Below are 16,647 nucleotides of genomic sequence, written 5' to 3' on the forward strand. Positions count from 1 at the left end.
CGGCACTCCGATGATCATGAGCCTAGAGAACTCCATGATCTCCCAGCGCCGTGCTCGTTCGTCACTCCAGACCCGCCAGTCACAACCACCTCAAACCCGGTCGAGACCTAAACACTCCGGGGCCCTGGCTTCGAGGGGCCGCGCAGGGAAAGCCGGCTATAGCCTCGTGAAGGTGCCCAAATGAGGACTGTTAGCGGCGACGGGTCCTAAGCTCCTTATCGCGGTTCTACACAAGTGGGCTTCGCGGCCGGGTCCGCCTTCAGGTCTGCGGCGACGTTGTCGGCGGAGCTGGTGGCGCGGGAGACGTCGGTGTCTGGCGTAGGTGCATGCACGCTGACGCCCTCATCAAAATCTGCCGATCCTTGACCCTTGCGCCCCGTCTATCGTGCTTGCTCCTGGAGGACAATCCCCTGATCCGGGTCGGCCACGATGACAGATCCGTCTGGCGTCCAGAGCATCCAGGATTCCAGGCTGAGCTCGGTCTGGTTGCGTGAATAGATCGGAAGCGTGGCCAGCCGTGAACGCGTGAACTCGAAGACGGCCTCAAGGGAGACCGCGTCGACATGCACACTTTGAAAGGTATCGCCGTTCAAGGCTGGCAACGCTGTTTTCAGCTCTGCCCTGTCATTTTCAGACCCGGCAAGAACCCGATCATCCGTTTCCCACCGCCAGGCGGCCATCACGATCCACAGGTGCCACGAGCCGTGAACGAACCCGTCACCGTCGACAGTCCGGTTCCCGAACTCCACGGTCATCATGCTTCCGACGCTACCGAGTTCGGAACCCCACGCCGGAAGAGCCACCAGCGGCGCGGTCAGCGCGGCGAGTTCTCCTTGATCAAGGCTCTTCATCGATCGGTCCCCCGCCTTGTGGGTCTCGTCTGGTTCTGATGGACCAGTTGCTGCCTGGACCGACCGCCAAAAGCCGCCGTCCGGGGACAGAGTTCAATGTCCAGGTGAACGACCGTTCGTCGCTTCCGTAGTAGACCGGGAAGATACGTAGTCGGCATGCGGTGAGTGTGAACGTCGTGTCGAGGCTGGGGTGCGCGATGCTGACGGCTGTCACATGTTGACCTGGCAGCGAGGTAAGGGCCGCGGCAATGACCTCGGCGTTGTCACCGGAAGCGGCAAGCGCTCGGTCAGCAGCGTCCAGACGCCAAGCAGGCGTGTAGACCCAGAGCTTCAAACGATCGGGTTTGCTCCCCGAAGAGCTCTCAATCTCCTTAACAAGCTCGACGCCCAGGATGTTGTCACCTCGCATCTGGGAGGCGTGTACACGCATTCCCACGCAGGCGGAAACCTGCTGGCGCAGCTTGGCGACCCGCCCCGACGATGGCGCGTTCGATGTCGTCTCCACCAGTTAGTCCCCCAACTCCGATTGGGCGATGTCGATGATGTCATCCAGGCCGAGGTTGTCGTTGCCCTCCATGCCATCCTTCATGGTGTCGTGGACCCGGCGCCTCTGCTCCGGTGTCATGGCACCACCCTGACCCATGGCCCATCGGCCCTTCTTGTTGTGAGCGGTGTTGTCGCCGCGCAGGCCCTTCTCGAAGTTGGGCTCATCGCCCCATTGATCATAGTCCGAGTAATCGTCGTCTTCCCCGTCATCCCCGCCGTTGTCCCAAAATGGCCGATTGTCATCCTCATCGTCCCATTCCTCATCGCCCCCATACTCGTCGTCCGGGTCTTCGAGCCCGGAGCCCCCGTCCTCTTCGTTGGTGAGTCTGGAAACGGAGCTTCCCGATCCGCCCAGCGGGCCTTCGGGCTCTTCGTCGCCTGCGCCTTTGCCGCCCATGCGAGACCTCGCGAACATGGCGGCGGCGTCCATAGCCAGACCTCCCCAGTGGCCTTGGAGAGCGTCGCCGGTTGCCTTGATCTCGGTGCCCGCGGCCATGACCTCCGGCGCTGTCTCAACGATGAGGTCGTCGGCGGCGGCGAGGCTGGCCGTGACGACATCCAGCCCGGGGATCTCGACGGTGAGCAGGGCGATACCGTTGAGGACAGGGGCGAGAATGGCGGCAATCTGCCCGATCTCGCCGGCCCAGTCGGCGATCTGGCCGCCGACTTCCGACAAGATCTCGCCGACGTGTTGCCACCAATGCTTGTTGTGGATGCCGTCGGATTGGGCGTGGTGCAGGGCCTTGGCGCATTCCTTGGCGGCGCCTTGGAGGTCGTCGTGTGCCTGATGAGCTTGAGCGGCGAGGGCCGTTAGACGGCCTTTGGCGTCGGACAGCGCCTTCTGGGCGTTGTCGTGCGCTGTTTGAGCGTCCGCCGTGGCCTTGGGGTCGGTGCCGGCTTGGGCTGTCTTCAGGTCGCCGGCGGCATTGTTGGCGGTGCCGGTGGCGCGGCTGACATCCACTTCGGCATCTTGGCCTTGGCGGAGCGCGGCATCGGCCTTGTTCTGGGCGGCTTGCATCTTCGGCCAGTACGCGGTCAGGGCATCGGAGGCTTCTCCGTAGGAGATGTAGAGCTTTTGCAGGCGGCCCGGCAGGGGGCCGAATGAGGCTTTGAAGGCTTCGGCGGTTTGGCCGACCCAGGACAGTGCCGTGGCGTCGCCGCCGAACGAGTTCAGCGCAGACAAGGCGCTCTGGACGTCGTGGGAGAAATCCCCGAACTCCTTGGCCAGAGCCTGTACCGTCTCGACCACGCCGGGTGTCGGATCCTTGTCCAGGCCCAACACGTCCCAACCAGTTGGACGCACCACTGGATGACCCTCCCCGATTCGTCGCGTGTGAGCGCGCCGCCGTTGTGGTGGCGTCCCCCCTTGATCTCGACGCGTGACGATGGATGAGTGTACAAAGTCGCTCATGGAATCCGTAACCCCTGAGCGCGAACCGATTACGTACCGTCTCGCCCTCGGGGAGGACTGGTACCGGATTCGCCTGGATGAACACGCCGAGGCGGACGTCAAGGCCTTCCTGGACGTGATGTTCGATGCTATCCCCGCCGATGCCGCCGAGGGCATCAGAGCACTGATTGGCGTGCAGTTCGCGGTGCAGATCGCTGCGGCTCGTTCGAGGCGCGGGATTGAGTTGTTGGTGCCTTCGCCGAAACCGGGTGGTGCGGCGCTTCCGGGTGTGGCTGTGCTGGTTGCCGAGGTGGTGATTCCGACGCCGGTCGCGCCGGATCCGGTCGAGGTTGCCGCGCGGGTGGCGCGAGGGGCGGCCAGTACTCGCACGGGTGTGATCGCGGGATCTGTGGCAGTGCGGATCGACCACAGCGCCGCCGATGCGGAGGAGGACGAGGATGACGGCGCCAACGCCGGGCCCGTGGTGCCGACGCGGCAGCGCATCGAGTACGTGATCGCGGTGCCGAACGATCCGCGGTGGCTGTCGATTGACCTGATTGTGCAGGCCGTTGCGGGGTTCGATGTGGAGCAGACCATCACGGACTTCGATCAAGCTGTGGGGCAACTTGGCTGGTCGGCGTCTGAATAGGGCCGGCGTGCTGTGGTCCCGGAGAAGGGCGTGCCGGACTAGCGCGGTGCGATCAGTGGTACGGGACCGTACCTCAGGCACGGTCCCGTACCGGCGTACTTGATTAGGGGGCTGACCTGTCCGTGAGCTCGAACAGCGCAGTCCCGTCCTTGGGACGCTCGTCTGCTGCGCGGAGGTAGGTCCAAACCGCAGAAGCTTTGCTGTTCCCCACGCCCATCCTGGAGCGAAGAGCATCCCGGGTCGGCAGTACGCCGTCCCGTGTCAGGCCAGCCAGGGCCTTGCGGCCCAGATCAAGCAGGACCGGATCAAGCTCGGCCGGGCCGCCAGTCCGGTACCGGTCCTGGGACCCGTACGCGCGCGGTCCGTCCAGGACGGCGGAGGCCGCGGAGACTTGCGCGGGCGGTACAGAACGGTCCGGCGTGTGGTCAGCAGGACTGGCATTCAGGGCTTTCCGTGCGGTCTCGCGGTCCGGATGCCCGATGGCCACGGTCCCGGACTCATCCCTGGTACGCGGGACTCGGGACCGGAAGTTCCGGACGCAGGCGATCAGGAGATGGGATCCGAAGCCGATGGCGCCGACGGGGAGCGAGGTGATGATGAGCACGAGGGCGGGGTGTAGTGGCCCGTCGGTTTGGCCGCCGGGGCGGATGACGCCGCAGCCGTGGAGGAAGTTCAGCAGGAGCGAGGCGGCGGTGGTGATGGCGCCGACGGTGACGGCGTAGTTGTGGGCCACCTTCTTGTTCTTGAGCCAGATCGCTGCTGCGGTGGCGACGGCGATGAGTCCGTCGACGGCCCATGGGTCACGCGAGGCGGCGGCGGGGCTTTGGTGGATCGCGAGGAACGCGTCACGGAGTGGGCCGTAGGAGCCCAGGAAGCCGATGATGACGATGGAGGCGACGGCTGAGGTCAGCAGGGTCAGCGAGATGAGGGCGCCAGCGTTCCGATTGTCGGCCGGCGCGGCGGGGTGGTGGGGCTGAGTCACGGGTTGTGCCGTTTCGTGCGGTGGGGTGGGAGTCGGGCAGGTCGGCATGTTCAGGCCGACATGGCGAGGCTGAGCAGGACGGCGGCGGGGGTAGCGCCGTCTGCGGTGATCGCGGCTTCGACGGCCGGGTGGCCGGGGTTGACGCGGTGGACTACGAAGACGGAGGTGCCGGACTTGTTGCGCCGAATGAAGTCGAACACCCGGTTGCCGTCGGGGCTGATCCAGCGGCGCATGGCGACTGGTTCGTTGCTGTAGCTGGCGCTTCGCCAGTCGTGATAGGTGAGCGAGACGCCGACGAAGGAAGCGCTCAGGTCTGGGGCGTCTGGCTGGGTGCCGTAGGTGGTGGTGGCGTCGATCGCTGCGGCGAGGGCTACCGGTGACAGGTTTTCTGCTTCGACGCTCCAGCTACTACAGCAGATGTCGGCCGAGCTTTGGCCAGTGCTGGAAACCGTGGCGGTGAGGGTGACGGCTGAGTGGGGGCTGGACCAGCAGGTGGAGAGGTAGACGGTGTCCCCGTCGGAGTTCTCGGCGGGGACGTCGCGGGTCCAGTCGATGGGGAGTGCGAGGGTGACTTCGTTGATCCATGCGGCGCAGAAGGCAACGGACATGGGTGGCTCCATTCGGGATCGCGCGCAGGCGGGTATGACCAGGTCAGGTGCCTGCGGAGGGGGAGGGGACGCGCAGGGCGAGCTGCGCAAGGGCCGCGCCTATGCGGCGTTGAACGGCCCTGTCGCGCGTGGCGTGCGATGCGCGGTCCGGAGATCCGGGAGAATCGGAGCAGGGTCCATGGGTACTCCAGTCATGATTTAGACGGTCGGACGGGTGAACTTGCGGTCCTGTTCCTGGTGGGCGCGGGTGCAACCGCGTCCACCAGGGTTTTGAGGCCAGGTGCCTATCCGAGGGGGTCCTCGAATTCATTGCGAGATCACCGATCAAGTTTCGCGCGGTAATCTCTGCTTGTTTATATTCTGGCCCTGACTCGCACTCAAGACAAGTTCTGCCGGTTCTATATTCACCCGTTTAGAGCACGAGATTTGTGCCCTCGAACCGTCGATGGTTAATGGGGACTGGAATTACATTTTACTTCTTAGCTGCCTCTTCTCTGCACCCTCGTCAGGCGCCGGGCCGGCCGCTGACGCGCGCGGCTGCTGCACGCTCCGTCGATGACGGTAACGATCGTCAGATACACGATCGTCGGGTTTTGAGACTGGCCATCAAATCGCCTTCGACCTGCTGTTTGATGGCTCTATGACGGCACCTTGAGAGGGTCGGGCAACGCTCCACGGGCCGGTCCCCGGACCGCACCTCGCAACGGTCTAGCGGTCCGCCGTCGGTCGGGTCGCGGCGAATAGGTCGTCTGCCGCCAGCGGATCGAGCCGTACCACCGTGCCCGTTTTCGGGGCGTCGAGAATAACGCCAGCGCCGACGAAGATTCCCACATGGTGCGCGAAACTGCTATTCCCGTAGAAGATAAGATCTCCCGGCCTCAACGGCGAAAGAGGTACGCCCGGTCCATGGCGGTACTGCTCGGTCGCGGTGCGTGGAATATCAATTCCCGCGCTCGCGTAGGCCGCCATGGTCAATCCAGAGCAGTCAAAACCGGCATCGCCCTTGGCCGGCCCGTTGCCGCCCCAGACGTACGGCAGCCCGAGCTGCCGGGTGGCGAAGGCGATCGCAGCGGCGGCGGCCGGGTTCGGAGCGGCTGCCTCAGCGGCGGCGAGGATGCTGATTTGCTGGTCCGGGTTGAATCGGCGGTCGGTGGGCGGCGTGGAAGCGGCGCTGTTCCAGACCGTTGCGAGGGGATCGAGAGCGGCCGAGGCGACGGAGGCCGCGGCGGCGTTGACGAGGACGACGAACATCAGGAAGAGGGTCGAGCAGCCGACTGCTGTCTTCGTGAGCGTCGAGATGGCGTTCTCCGATCTAAAGCAGGATGTGAGAGCTCTGCGGGACGTCGAGATACCGGGCGGCGGAGGCGCCAAGCGCGGCGAGGGATAGTCGTGACGTGGCAGGCCAGGCCGGACGCCAGGTCGGACCGGCCGGATGGGTCCGGCACGGATCGCCGTACGCGGTCGCGACCGGCACGCGCGGCAGCTGGTCCGCGAGCCGTCGGTGGAGGTGGTCCTCCCGCTGCGCGTTCGGCAGCCAGAACAGCACCGGACACGAGACACCGGCCGATTCGGCGAGATCGGCGTATCCGGTGAGTTTGGCCAGGAGCCTGGCGTGCGGCTCGGTCCCGGTGTCGTACTCCAGGAAGAACTCGCACCAGGCGCCGCCTTCCCGCCACCGGCCGAAGCCGTCCGGCCGCAGGCGAGTACCGAGCGCGCGAGCCGTTGCGCGTTCGGAACGCCAGGTTTCGAGCGTGGCGTCGGCGGTTTGCCGGGCGTAGCCGAGGAGCTGGCAGAACACCTCATTCACGCCCCGCAGGTGCCCGAGATCGGGGCGCAGCGCGATCGCGGTGGCGTCGTGCGCCGCTCGACGCCGTAGTCGAGAACCCTGGCCGTCGCCCGAAAGCAGGTCGAGGGTACGAGCCGAAGCGACGCAGTGCGCTTGCGAAGATCCGCGCTGGAGTGGCGGCCGGAAGGTCTCGACCAGCCCGAGCGTCCGCAACACAGCTACGCGGCCCCGACATTTGCGCACGTCAGGGAACAGAGCCACCGCGAGCTGCCCGACGGTGAGGACCTGGTGTTCGGCCAGCAGCCGCAACATCTCCGCGTCCCGCTCGGTCAGCCGGTCGCCGGCCCGGGTGGCGACCGAGATCGGGCGGGTTGGCGTCCGGACGCTCACGAGCGGCCCCGCGCGGCAGCGTGGATGACGGCCCGGATCGCATCAGCGCGTCCAGGGATCGCCGGCAGCGCCGGCCGGGTCCGCATGGTGAAGGCCCGAACGTGCGCGCTCTTCGCCGTGAGCCGAGCTGCGGCTTGGTAGGCGCCGAGATGGGCCAGGTCGTGCTCACCGAGCAGCGGGCCGGTATGTGCGGCGAGTGCCCGGGCGTCCTGGGGCGAGCAGGTGAAGAAGACCTTGTTCCGGGCGTTGGCCGAGATGCCCTCGGCCAGGTCGGTCGGGAGCTGGGCGAGGTTTTGGTGGGCGAGTGTGAACGAGACCCGGTAAGCGCGGGCTTCAGCCAGCATGTCCTCCAAGCTGTAGGGCAGGTTCAGGAAGTTGTGGGCTTCGTCGAGGTAGATCGCTGCGTCCGGTCGTGCTTGCTCGGGCCGGCCGGCACGGGCGGTCGTCGCCTGCCATGCGGCGGCGAGGATGAAGGAGCCGAGTAGGCGCATCGTGTCGTCGCCGAGCACGCCTTTCGGGAGCCTGACCAGGCAGATCCCGCCGTCCAAGACCTGGCCGAGGTCGATCGTTGAGCGCGGCTGGGCGATGACGTCGGCCACAAACCGGCGGAGTAGGAACGCGCGGAGTTTGTTCTGGAGCGGCGCCGTGATGGCGGCTTGTGACTGGTCCGACAGGTCGGCGAAGCCTGTCCAGAAGTGATCAAGCATCCTGTGCCCGGTCTCGGCGAGGCTTGCGGTTCGTGCGGCGCGGAAGACCTTGTCGCTCAGCATTTGTGAGACGTCCGCGAGCGTCGGCGGCCGGTCCCGGGCTGTGGCCAGGAGAGTCAGACATGTTGCCCGCAGGACGTCGTCCGTCCGCGGACCCCAGGAGGATGCGAACAGCCGACGGAAGATTCCGACGAGGTTGTCCACCGTCAGCTCAGGGTCGCCCTGCGCCAGGATGTTGAGACAGGGACGCGGCCCGGAATCTGTCGGATCGATCAGGACCAGCCGGTCGGCTGCCGACGTCGGCATTCGATCAAGCAGGTCGCCGACCAAGTCGCCCTTCGGGTCCAGGACGAGGACGCCCCGACGGGCCGCCACATCGTCGAGGATCATGCGCGCCATCAGCGTCGACTTGCCGGAGTTGGTCGCACCCATGATGTGGAAGTGCTGGCGGGTGTCCGGGACTGCGATGCTGACCGGTCGAATTGGTGAGGTGTCCGCATCGCCGAGGACCTTGTGCCTGTGGGACGCTGCGGGGATTTCCGGGGGTGGGGCGATTGAGCGTGCACCGGCACGGGGCACCCCGACCGCGTCGGCGTCCAACGGGAGATGCGCGATGCCTGCCAGTTCGGCGACCGTCAGCAGATCGCCCCGGCCCATCCCACGCGGCGTGAGCGCGGATGCCGGGATGGCCATGCGGTGCTGAGCCCAGCTGTTCCGTTCAGCGAAGATGCCGAACGAGGAGGTCAGGCTTTTGACGATGCTGTGCAGCCGCTTGTTTGTGTCGGGCCCGGTTGATTCGGTGCCTGCGGCGTACCGGATCTCGACCGCCCACAGCGGCCCGATCGTCTTCGTGACCGCCGCCCGAAGCGCTGCGGCATGCGCGGGATCGGCCCGTCCCGCACGCGGGTTCGGGCTCGGTGCCCACTCGTCGAGGAACGTGCCGAGAGGGGTCGCCGGGCCCAGTTCACGAACCGTGCGGGTGCGGAACCGGTTGAGCTGGAATTGCAGCCGCCGCACCCGACGGCGGGCGGCGGGCCGCGCGAGCACCTGAACGCACGCGCTCTCGGAGGGCCGCAGTCTGCGGCCGACTTGCAGCAGTGGGCGGAGCGGATCAGAGGTGTACTTGACCTTAAGCGGCAGGTAGGCAGGCTTGGCCAGCCGAAGCCGGCCGCCGGTCGAGGACGGGGTGGTGATCGGGACTGGAGCTGGCGAGACGAGTTGCACGTGGACACCTGGCCATGCGGCCTCGGCGGCCGTGGCCACGATGCCAGCGGAGATCGAGGCGGGGACCCAGATGCCGAGGCTGAGACCTCCGCTGGTCCAGAGGAATTCGAAAGCGAGATGGGGCTGCCGGTTCGGGGCTCGCCGCCACCTCGGGCGAAGCAGCGCATGGATATGAGTCCAGAACGCTTCGGCGCATCCCGACTCCACCTCAGGCGGGAGCTTGAGGACGACGTACCGCGCCGCGGCGTCCGTCACCGACTGATGCCGCCGCACTTGCGTGACGTGCCAGTAGGTGAGGGCTGAACAGGACACGGCGCCCAGCCCGGGGACGCCGATAGACCACCAGTCGCAGGCGAACTGTTCGACCGATGCCAGCGCGCGGGAGAAGAGATCGGCCGGGTGCAACAGCCACTGCCCGAGGAAGGACGAGGTCGGCCCGTTCATGCACTCCACTCCTCATCGAGACGAGCCAGCTGGGCCGGATCGGTCGTGCACAACTCGTCCTCACGGGTCGAGGCGACCGCGGAGAACGCCGCCCGCGCATTGCCCTGCATGACCAGGCCTTGGCCTCGGCCGGCCGACAACAGGAACGCGCGCTCACCGGCCGAGAGCCGGAAGGCATGGGTGATCTGGTCTACGGACTGCGGGGCCTGTCGCAGCAGCACAGCGCTCGCAGCGTTCGAGACGACAGCCATACCCAGTTCGGTCGAGAGCAGGTCAGCGGCGTCCTGGGTGACGACCGAAAGCCCGGCCCAACACTTCCGCGAGGCCTTGGCCATGCGGAACAGGAACCGCGCCCCCGCCGGCTCCTTCATCAACCACCACGCTTCGTCGACGACGACCAGACGGCGGCGCCGGTTGGAAGGGTCGGATACTCGGCGCCACATCAGGTCGAGGGTGAGAAGCGTCCCGATCGGCTTCAGCTCATCGGGCAGCTCGCGCAGCGCGAACACCGCGAGATGGCCACCGGCTGAGTGTGCGGTCGGGCCGTCGAAAAGACCGGAGAAGGAGCCAGAGGTGTGCGGTGCCAGTTCGGCTGTGAGTGCTGCGGCGTCCGGCGCATTGGAAGCGGCGAGAAGTTCGGCGACGTCCCGCAGGGTCGGGGCAGGACGGCGGTGGGTCCGGGCGTCGTTGGTGATCCCCGCCCGTTCATAGGCGCCGAGGATGGCGCCGTCCAACGCGGCATGCTGGCCCGCGGTCAGATCCCGGCCCAGGAGCACGGACACCACCGTGTGCCCGAACAAGGCCCGGCGACGGATCGCGTCGGAACTGTCACCAGCGCCAGGGAGGTCGAAGGGGTTGATGCGGACGCCGGGCGCTCCCAGGCTGACGACCGTTCCGCTGACCGCGTGTGCGAGCCGGGCGTACTCCTGCTCAGGGTCGATGACCATGACCTCAACGCCCTGGTAGAGGTTCCGGAGGACGTCGAGCTTGGCCAGGTAGGACTTGCCAGCGCCGGACTGGGCCAGGACCACCGAGTTGTGGTTCGGTGCCGCCCAGCGGTCCCACATCACCAACCCGGAGTCGGTCGCGTTGACGCCGAGGAGTACCGCCGACGTCGAGTTCTGCGGTAGCGGCAGGTTGCCGGACGTGAACGGGAACAGCGTCGCCAGCGCCTCGGTGTCGAACGTCCGCCGGATCTTCAGCAGGTCCAGGCCCAGGGGCAGCGCCGAACACCAGCCCTGAACCGTCCGGAACGTCGCCGGGACTAGTCGCAGCAGTATCCCCTCCGCGAGGGACCGGACCTGAGCTGTGAGTTCGGCCAGCTCATCAGCGTTGTCGGCCTGGAGCGTCAGATAGATCCCGACGCCGAACAGCTTTCCCTCCCCGCAGGCGACCCGGTAAGCGAGTTCGCGCGCGTCAGCGGCGGCCGCCTCGGTCGCGGGGTCGTCGAGGTGCCCGTGGGTGGCCGCGTGTCGGCGGCCGGATTCGAGTCGGGCGCGTTGCTTGCGCAAGCGGTCCGCGGCGATCGGGCCCGGGACCGGTTCGATGTGGACGGCGACGCTGATCCGCGCGGGGAAGCTCAGCAGCGGTTCCAGCCAGCCGGCGGAGACCTCGGCCGGGTAGTCGGCGACCGCGAAGGTCGCGGCCAAGGTGTCACCGACTTTGAGGGTGTGGGTGCCCACTTCGAGGCTGGACGGACCCAGGCCCAGGACGTTCCGCGTTTGAGTCGCGGGCCGCTTCGCCCAGATGGGCAGCACGCTGAGTGCTGCGGTGAGTGAGGACACGATCAGACTCCAGAGGGGTCGAGCAGTGCACGGAGATCGGCGGAGGCGGCCTCGTGGCCGAGTGGCGTGACGCGGATTTCGCAGGCGGCGAGGTGACTGACGGCGTCCTCGGCGCGACGGGCGACCCGCTGAGCGGCGGCCTTGCCCTGCTCGCGTAGCGCGAGATGGATGCTCCGGGCCAGCAGAACCCGGGTCAAGGCGAGACCGCCAAGGAAGTCGGCGTGCTCCTGGGCTGCGTGGCCGAGGGCGGGATGCGGAAGGCTATTTGCCTGGTCGCGCAGGGTGTTGACGAAGCCGCTCACGTCGGCCGGGGCGTTGGTTGACGTGATCTGTGTCGGTCCGCTGAGGGAGTTGAGCCAGCGAGCGAAGCCGCCAAGGAGAAGGTCTTGCTCGTCGGCGGTGCGCAGCCCGAAGTTGATGGTGCTCGCGCCGGCCATCAAGGTGGTCCCGTCGGTGCCGAGGTCGATCAGGCCGGTGTCGTCGAGGCCGGTGATCGGCAGCGAGAGCGGCGCGGGTGAGCGCGGCGACGGCGACTCGCTCAGAGCGTCGGAGAGAAGCGGCGGCGGCGGCATCAGGCCTTCCGGCGCCATTACCTGGCGCCGAGGTGAGCGCATCTGCCTGAGCGCTGCGGCTAGGAGGCGGTCGATGCTCAGGCCGTCGCGTTCAGTGGAAATGGCAACGCCAACGACCACCAGGACGAACACGGCCGGGACCAGGAAGACCAACGGCGAGACCCACACGCGCACGCCGAGCCATACGCACCAGAGCACTGCCGCTGTGCCGCCCACGATCGCGACTTGCCGGGCCGTCGCTGGCCCGAGCACCCGATCGGGGCGGCTGACATCGGTGGGGATACGGACCGCGCTGTATCCGGCTGAATCATCCGACACGAGGTGTCACCTTTCGCCTAAAGGTCTGACCTGGGGTTTGACGGTGTTTGTGGGCTGCACTACGCGAGGGCTGGCCGGTGACTTTGACGGCTTCTTGATGGGGCCCACCGGAGGCCGAAGGCCCGGCGAGGCTGGGCTCTCGCGAAGGGGCTGTGCCGACTTCTGCGGCACCGTGGGCGATCGCATAGGGCGCGGGGGCGGAGGCTTCGCGGCGGTTGTCGGAGGCCGGGGCGGTGTCGGCTGGACCCGCAGGCTTCGAGGCGTGTCGTTGGCCGGCCGATCCGCAGCTGCGGGGTCTGATGCGTTGGCGGCCGGTTGCGATGGCGCTGCACTTCGCGGTTCGCCAGGCAGCGGCGGCAGCGGACCGAACTTGCCGTGACCCGGTCCGGTGCACGGTCGGGGGCCAGGTCCGGGACCACCGCCGGGCGAAGTCGGCGGAGGCGGGGGCAACCGGGGGCCGCCGCTGCCCGGTCGGGATTGGCGGCGCCCGACATTCAAGCGGCTGGTGATCGCGCCGAAGGCCTGGTACTGCAAGTAGCTGCGCGCCAAGCTCGTGACCCGTGTGGGCCCGAACGCGCTGCGGTTGAGGACGATGCGGCCGGTCCACACCGGGATCTTGATCAGGAGGAAGAACAAGACCAGGCACATCAGCAGGTCCGTCAGTCCGCCGCTGGTTGGCAGGCCCAGTTCGTTGTCCGCGTTCGGGTCGAAGAAGACCTGTATGCAGACGACCAGGACCAGAGCTTGAACGACCTGCGTTGCCAGGCATCCCGCGATGGCTCGCCACCACAGCTTGGCCAGTCCTTCGGTCTGCGGAAGCGCGTGACAGGCAAAGGCGAGGGGTGCGCCGGCTGCCAGCACCATGAGCGCTGCGGCTCGGACAAGCCCTGTGACGACCAGCGCAACGCCTAGCGCGGCGATGACGCCGCCGATCACGACCAGGAAGAGCTCGCCGATTCCGCCGGGGAGGAAGACCTCGTAGACGATGAGCGTGGTCAACCGAGAGCCGATGCCTTCGGTCGACACCTTCCCGTTCATGAGGGCGCCAACGAGCGCGTTCCCGAGTGACACCGCCTGGCAGATCAGCCACAGGGAAGCGTTCGAAGCGACGATGCCGATGACGAGCCGGGGCGCGATCTCTTTGAGGGAGCCGCGGGCCTCAAGTCCTCCGTGGGCCATGACGATCACGCCACCGGCCAGGATGAAGAGGACGTAAAGCGTGTTCGCCAGGACCGCTACTGAAGTCCAGATGCTTGCGACTCTGCCGCTGCTCAGGTCGGGGCTCGACAGCAGCGAGGAGGTAACGAGGTGAAGCACCGGGTCTAAGGCCGACTTCACCAGGTCGCCGAGCCAGGTGTCGATCGCCTTCTCGATCTGGCCCGGGATGTCCCACCAGGACGGGTCCGAGTGCTCGGAGCCGAAGGAACCCGGGGCCGGCGACGGTGGTGCCATCGACCCGCCGCCGACCAGCGGGCCGTAGATGCCGGGCGCAGGGGTCGGAGCGGGCGGCGGGACAGGTGCCGGGGCCGTCGCTGCGGTCGCCGCGCGGTGAGGAGCGATGGCAGCAGCCGATCCGCTCGCGGCAGCATCCGCACGAGCAGACCCGATCATCGTGCACACCACCAGCACGACCACCGAAGCCGCCAACGAAAGGATCGAGATCCACCGCGGCCTCGGCCGCTCGTTCACGAGGCGCCGACCATCGACTTGAGGGCATCGACCAGGACCGGCGCGAGTACGGCGAGTGCGTAGCCATAGGCCGCGGACTTCAGTGCTCCCTTGGCCTTCATCACCTCGCTCTCGTTGCCGCCGGCCAGCAGATAGCGCAGGCCGCCGATGGTGACCAAGACAGTCGCCAGGCCCGACAGAAGCCCGATGATCCAGTCCCGGACGTTGTTCATCACCTGGGGCAGGGTCGCTGCGGCTCGCAGCTGGTCTGCGAGGACCGCGACCGGGGCCGCCGGGTCGTCTGGCGGCACGGCGGCCATGCCGGTCGGGGTGAAGAAGGGCATGAGCTCCGGCGGTGCCTCGGTCGCATCGGCTGGGACGGTGATCGTCGCCGGGGTCGGAGGCTGCGAGACGTCGGCCGCAGCCGGCACCATTCCGATGCTGGCTGCGGTGAGTACGCCGGCTGATAGGACTGCGGCGTTTCGAAGGAAGCGGGTCATGGCTCTGATCTCCTGCGCGTCGGTGGTTTGCCTTCGCGACCGAAAGCCGAGCGGGACCGCGTCCAGGGGTCAGGCGGCGGGCGAGAGTTCAGCCGATCGGCTCAGAGCAGGCCGCTGAATAGGCCGCTGAGCAGCCTGGATTGCGCGGACCCGGGCTTCGTGGGCCCGTGGACGCTGGGTGCCGGTGACGAACGCGACCAGCCGTGCTTCCGCGCGCTGGCGGCGGATCTTCACGGCGTTGTACGAGACGCCGAGCTGGGCCGCGTAGTCCTCCATATCGACGCGACCGAGCCGCGTTGCGGAGATCAGCTCGGCGTCGGATTCCGAGATGGCCCCGGCCGCCACCGCTCGCATGAGAACCAGATCAGGGTGGCCCGCAGGACTCAGCACGCAGGTCTTCTCGGAGATCTCCTCTTCGTGCTCGGCTGTCCGACGGTGCGCGACGACGAACGCGTGGCCCGCGCGGTAGGCCGCCCACCGGAGCTTCGTCATGATGCCGGGCGACTCGACGTCCACGACGACCACGTGGGCGAGGAACCCGGCAAGGATCTCGGCGTCCAACTCCTCAACCTCTCCGTCGAAGCCGTGTGCGAGCCCGGCTGCGACGTTCCGAAGCGCGGGCAACGCCATGCCGGCGGCGGCCAGGAGCCACGTCTTGTCGTGGCGGGCGCGGCGGATCACCTCGGCCCACACAGCGTCGCGCGCGGCCTGGGACGCACCAGCCAACAGGAGCCGCTGAAGCTCGTTGACGGGGACGGCTGCGGCGGGCAGGTCGGGAGAGAGCCCGGTGGTGTCGAGTGAGAGAGCAACCGAGCTCGCGCACAGGGTGTTGAACGATTCGGCAGCCAGGTCCAGCGCGGAAGGAGAGACGGTGTAGCGGCCCACGAGGGCACCTCCATGAGGTCAGCGGATGGATTCCGCCGCTCATGGGGCTCGCTGGCCCTCAAGCGATCGTCAAAGGATCGGTTCGCTTGGGACCTGGTCCAGGTCTCGTCAGTGAGCGTTCGTGACCTGCGAGTTTGGTGATGTCTTGTGAGCGTTGAGGGCCAGACGGTGGTTGCAGTGATCCCCTCAAGGACGGCTCAGATCTGCGTGACCATCGGTACGGCCTGATCGGGTTTTTGAGTCGCCGCTGATGAGCCGTCGGTCTGAACTCTCGGTGTTCTGGCTCGCGATCACCCGGTTGGCGCTGCTCGGTACCTAGAGCCGGCCCCTGGGGGCTGATCGCTGCCGCGCTGGGCAGTGAATAAGAGCTCTGGGATATGTCTCGCAGGCAGCGAATGCCGGCCGTTGCAATTGGGCCCGGAAGCCGCGGCGTCCATCACCCATATGGCGCTGACCCCTCGACGCCCGCTCGCGGGCTTTCGGTGCTGACTACATCCCAAGATCTTGGCGTCACAGTGCGCCTGGATCGTCAGCATGAAGCGAGGCGTCCATGTCAGATTTCAGGCGTGCTGTGGGTTCCGAAGACTCCCGGCAAACAGTCGCGGGGTTGGCTATCGCGCGCTACACCGAGCCGCAGGGGCTGGTCGTCGATCTCGGTTGTGGGGCTGGCTCTACGTTGGTCGAGGCGATCCGTGCTGATCGGCTCGCGATCGGCGTTGAGCGCAACTCGCGGCTGGCGCGGGAGGCCCGTGAGGCAGTGGTCAGCGCCACAGCGCATGGCGGCCCGGGATTCGCTGCGGTGGTCGTCGGTGAGTTGGCCGACGTTCCCGAACTCGTCGGGCCCGACTCGTTGGGGAAGGTCTCGCTCGTCCTCATCGATCTCGCTCGGGCCGGTGTGCTCGGGACGCATGGGCGTCCGGATGCCTCAGGAGTTCTGGATCGGTTCTCTGAGGCGCTACATGCCGCGCGGGGCCTGCTGCGGGCTGACGGGCACGTCGTCATCACGGCCCGGGAACGAGATCGGGTTTGCTGGTCTCTGGCGGACCTCTTGTCCGAGCTGGGCGTGGGACTGGACTTCCGCGTCGTCGAGTCTGATGACGACGCTGCACGAGGCAGCTTCTGTCGAGTGCGATGCGCAGCAGCCGGACGTACCGACGTTGTGGTCCTCAAGTTGGCGAGCTCTGCGGAGAGCGCGGAGCCTGCGACACGACACGAATCTGCCGGTGTCGGTAGTTGATCGCGAACGGCCCTGGGTGTTGACTCATGGCAATGAGTTGTCAACATATCGTGATGAGTTGCCAACTTGTTTCTGCGGGTCCTGAGACCGAACTGTCCAGCGCACG

At 67.1% G+C, this 16,647-nt stretch carries 15 protein-coding genes; 2 read left to right on the forward strand and 13 right to left on the reverse strand.

Going from position 1 to position 16,647, the window contains the following annotated elements:
* Positions 1-380: 380 nt before the first annotated feature.
* Genes IZR01_RS05545 through IZR01_RS05555 form a run of 3 tightly spaced genes read right to left on the reverse strand, consistent with a single transcriptional unit; the run spans position 381 to position 2,646 of the window.
* A complete protein-coding gene (locus IZR01_RS05545) occupies positions 381-851 on the reverse strand; it encodes a hypothetical protein (RefSeq protein ID WP_194923118.1) in 471 nt (156 codons plus the stop codon).
* A complete protein-coding gene (locus tag IZR01_RS05550; protein WP_194923119.1) occupies positions 838-1,356 on the reverse strand; it encodes a hypothetical protein in 519 nt (172 codons plus the stop codon). Before IZR01_RS05550 ends, IZR01_RS05545 begins: the two co-directional genes overlap by 14 nt.
* Positions 1,357-1,359: 3 nt before the next feature.
* Positions 1,360-2,646 carry a WXG100 family type VII secretion target gene (locus tag IZR01_RS05555; RefSeq protein WP_194923120.1) on the reverse strand — a complete coding sequence of 429 codons (1,287 nt, stop codon included), beginning with the start codon at positions 2,644-2,646 and terminating at the stop codon, positions 1,360-1,362.
* A gap of 160 nt (positions 2,647-2,806) precedes the next feature.
* Here IZR01_RS05555 and IZR01_RS05560 point away from each other — a divergent pair, with 160 nt between their 5' ends.
* Positions 2,807-3,436, forward strand: a complete 630-nt coding sequence (locus IZR01_RS05560; RefSeq protein ID WP_194923121.1) for a hypothetical protein — start codon at positions 2,807-2,809, stop codon at positions 3,434-3,436.
* Positions 3,437-3,539: 103 nt separating this feature from the next.
* On the opposite strand, the gene IZR01_RS05565 is transcribed toward IZR01_RS05560, so the two are convergent.
* From IZR01_RS05565 to IZR01_RS05610, 10 genes are all read right to left on the reverse strand, one after another.
* Positions 3,540-4,418: a DUF2637 domain-containing protein gene (locus tag IZR01_RS05565; RefSeq protein ID WP_194923122.1), complete on the reverse strand. Its 879-nt coding sequence runs from the start codon at positions 4,416-4,418 to the stop codon at positions 3,540-3,542.
* A 50-nt stretch (positions 4,419-4,468) separates the two neighbouring features.
* Positions 4,469-5,026 (reverse strand): hypothetical protein, encoded by a 558-nt coding sequence (locus tag IZR01_RS05570; protein ID WP_194923123.1) that lies wholly within the window; start codon positions 5,024-5,026, stop codon positions 4,469-4,471.
* A gap of 708 nt (positions 5,027-5,734) precedes the next feature.
* A complete protein-coding gene (locus tag IZR01_RS05575; protein ID WP_194923124.1) occupies positions 5,735-6,277 on the reverse strand; it encodes a C40 family peptidase in 543 nt (180 codons plus the stop codon).
* A gap of 61 nt (positions 6,278-6,338) precedes the next feature.
* Entirely contained in the window at positions 6,339-7,202 is an 864-nt protein-coding gene (locus tag IZR01_RS05580) for a replication-relaxation family protein (protein ID WP_194923125.1), read from the reverse strand.
* Complete coding sequence (locus IZR01_RS05585; RefSeq protein ID WP_194923126.1) at positions 7,199-9,577, reverse strand: type IV secretory system conjugative DNA transfer family protein; 2,379 nt, start codon at positions 9,575-9,577, stop codon at positions 7,199-7,201. Before IZR01_RS05585 ends, IZR01_RS05580 begins: the two co-directional genes overlap by 4 nt.
* Positions 9,574-11,361, reverse strand: coding sequence for a VirB4 family type IV secretion system protein (locus tag IZR01_RS05590; protein ID WP_194923127.1), 1,788 nt, complete (start codon positions 11,359-11,361; stop codon positions 9,574-9,576). Before IZR01_RS05590 ends, IZR01_RS05585 begins: the two co-directional genes overlap by 4 nt.
* 2 nt (positions 11,362-11,363) lie before the next feature.
* Complete coding sequence (locus tag IZR01_RS05595; protein ID WP_323746924.1) at positions 11,364-12,251, reverse strand: PrgI family protein; 888 nt, start codon at positions 12,249-12,251, stop codon at positions 11,364-11,366.
* A 6-nt stretch (positions 12,252-12,257) separates the two neighbouring features.
* Complete coding sequence (locus IZR01_RS05600) at positions 12,258-13,940, reverse strand: TrbL/VirB6 family protein (RefSeq protein ID WP_194923129.1); 1,683 nt, start codon at positions 13,938-13,940, stop codon at positions 12,258-12,260.
* The gene (locus tag IZR01_RS50030) at positions 13,937-14,419 is read right to left on the reverse strand and encodes a pilin (RefSeq protein WP_228558951.1); all 483 of its coding nucleotides are present in this window, start codon (positions 14,417-14,419) and stop codon (positions 13,937-13,939) included. Before IZR01_RS50030 ends, IZR01_RS05600 begins: the two co-directional genes overlap by 4 nt.
* 69 nt (positions 14,420-14,488) lie before the next feature.
* Positions 14,489-15,304: a sigma-70 RNA polymerase sigma factor region 4 domain-containing protein gene (locus IZR01_RS05610; RefSeq protein WP_194923130.1), complete on the reverse strand. Its 816-nt coding sequence runs from the start codon at positions 15,302-15,304 to the stop codon at positions 14,489-14,491.
* A gap of 607 nt (positions 15,305-15,911) precedes the next feature.
* Between IZR01_RS05610 and IZR01_RS05615 the strand changes: the two genes are divergently transcribed.
* Positions 15,912-16,541 (forward strand): TRM11 family methyltransferase, encoded by a 630-nt coding sequence (locus IZR01_RS05615; RefSeq protein WP_194923131.1) that lies wholly within the window; start codon positions 15,912-15,914, stop codon positions 16,539-16,541.
* Positions 16,542-16,647 lie beyond the last annotated feature (106 nt).

The sequence above is a fragment of the Catenulispora pinisilvae genome (assembly GCF_015356865.1).
Classification (GTDB): Bacteria; Actinomycetota; Actinomycetes; order Streptomycetales; family Catenulisporaceae; genus Catenulispora; species Catenulispora pinisilvae.

What these genes read in the sequence shown, in the direction of transcription:
- IZR01_RS05560 (WP_194923121.1), top strand. Translation starts at nt 2,807, where the DNA reads ATGGAATCCGTAACCCCTGAGCGCGAACCGATTACGTACCGTCTCGCC.
- IZR01_RS05545 (WP_194923118.1), bottom strand. Translation starts at nt 851, where the DNA reads ATGAAGAGCCTTGATCAAGGAGAACTCGCCGCGCTGACCGCGCCGCTG.
- IZR01_RS05570 (WP_194923123.1), bottom strand. Translation starts at nt 5,026, where the DNA reads ATGTCCGTTGCCTTCTGCGCCGCATGGATCAACGAAGTCACCCTCGCA.
- IZR01_RS50030 (WP_228558951.1), bottom strand. Translation starts at nt 14,419, where the DNA reads ATGACCCGCTTCCTTCGAAACGCCGCAGTCCTATCAGCCGGCGTACTC.
- IZR01_RS05585 (WP_194923126.1), bottom strand. Translation starts at nt 9,577, where the DNA reads ATGAACGGGCCGACCTCGTCCTTCCTCGGGCAGTGGCTGTTGCACCCG.
- IZR01_RS05575 (WP_194923124.1), bottom strand. Translation starts at nt 6,277, where the DNA reads ATGTTCGTCGTCCTCGTCAACGCCGCCGCGGCCTCCGTCGCCTCGGCC.